The following is a 1195-nucleotide window of genomic DNA, read 5'->3' on the forward strand; positions in this document are numbered from 1 at the left end:
GCCGCGTCGGCCAGCGCACCGGTCAGCTCGGCCTCGGCGCCCGACCCGCGGCCGGGCCGGTGGTCCCGTCGGTGCAGTGGGCGGCGAGCGCGGCGGCGACGGCCCGCACGTCGGCGGTCAGCCGCTCGGTCGCCGCCCGGCGGACGCCCACCCGGCGGGTGAGCTCCGCCCGCAGCTCGGTGAGCCCGACGCCGGTGCGCGCCGAGGTGGCGACGATCGGGGTGTCGGCCAGCCCCTCGCCGTCGAGCAGCCGGCGCAGGTCGGCCAGGCAGGCCGCGGCCGCCTGCTCGTCGAGCCGGTCGATCTGGTTGAGCACGACGACCAGCACGCCCGCGTGCCCGGCCATCGGTGCCAGGTAGCGCTCGTGCACGGCGGCGTCGGCGTACTTCTGCGGATCGAGCACCCACACGAGGACGTCGACCAGCTCGACCAGCCGGTCGACCTCGAGCCTGTGCTCGAGCCGGACGCTGTCGTGGTCGGGCAGGTCGAGCAGCACGAGCCCGTCCAGCGCCGGGTCGGCGTCGGCGATCCGGTGCCGCCGCGGCACCTCCAGCCAGTCGAGCAGCCGGTCGGCGCCGGCCTCGCCCCAGACCGAGGCGTGCGCGACCCCGGTGGTCGGCCGGCGCACCCCGGGCGTGCTCACCTCGGCGCCGGAGAGCGCGTTGAACAGCGTGGACTTGCCGCTGCCGGTGGCGCCGGCCAGCGCGACGACGGTGGCGTCGCCGAGCGCCTCCCGGGCGCCGGCCTTGGCCAGCAGCGTGCGGGCGCGCGCGACGTCGGGCACGTCCAGCCGGCCCTCGGCGACCTCGACCGCCTCGCGCAGCGCCGCGAGGCGGTCGGTCAGCGGCAGCCCGCCGCGGTTCCGCCGGCTCACCGCTGCGCCCGCCGGGCCGCGCTCAGCTCGGCGCCGCCGCCCGCAGGTCGTCGATGCTGCCGGGCGGGGGCGCGGCCGCGTCCACCAACGCGTCGAACCGCTGCCGCTCGCCGGTGAGCAGCCGGTCGGTGCGCTGCTCCAGGTCCTTGCGGGCCCGGGCGGCGAGCGCCCGCACGGCGGAGTCGCCGAAGACGGCCTCGAGCACCCGCTGTCCCACCGCGGTGGTGCCGCCGGCCACCGCGACTTCACCGCCGGTCAGCCCGCCGGTCGAGGCGAAGACCGCGACCATGACCACGGCCCCCGCGCCGCTGACGCCCCAGG

1 protein-coding gene and 1 pseudogene are annotated in these 1195 nt (G+C 78.9%); both read right to left on the reverse strand.

The window, feature by feature from the left end; genetic code table 11:
- Positions 1–22 precede the first annotated feature (22 nt).
- Complete coding sequence (locus A6V29_RS07130; RefSeq protein WP_249933081.1) at positions 23–874, reverse strand: YfjP family GTPase; 852 nt, start codon at positions 872–874, stop codon at positions 23–25.
- Between the two features lie 22 nt (positions 875–896).
- Positions 897–1195 (reverse strand): annotated as a pseudogene (locus A6V29_RS07135) (ABC transporter); the annotation flags it as partial.

Origin of the sequence: Blastococcus sp. CCUG 61487 (assembly GCF_005222955.1) — a bacterium.
Lineage (GTDB): Bacteria > Actinomycetota > Actinomycetes > Mycobacteriales > Geodermatophilaceae > Blastococcus.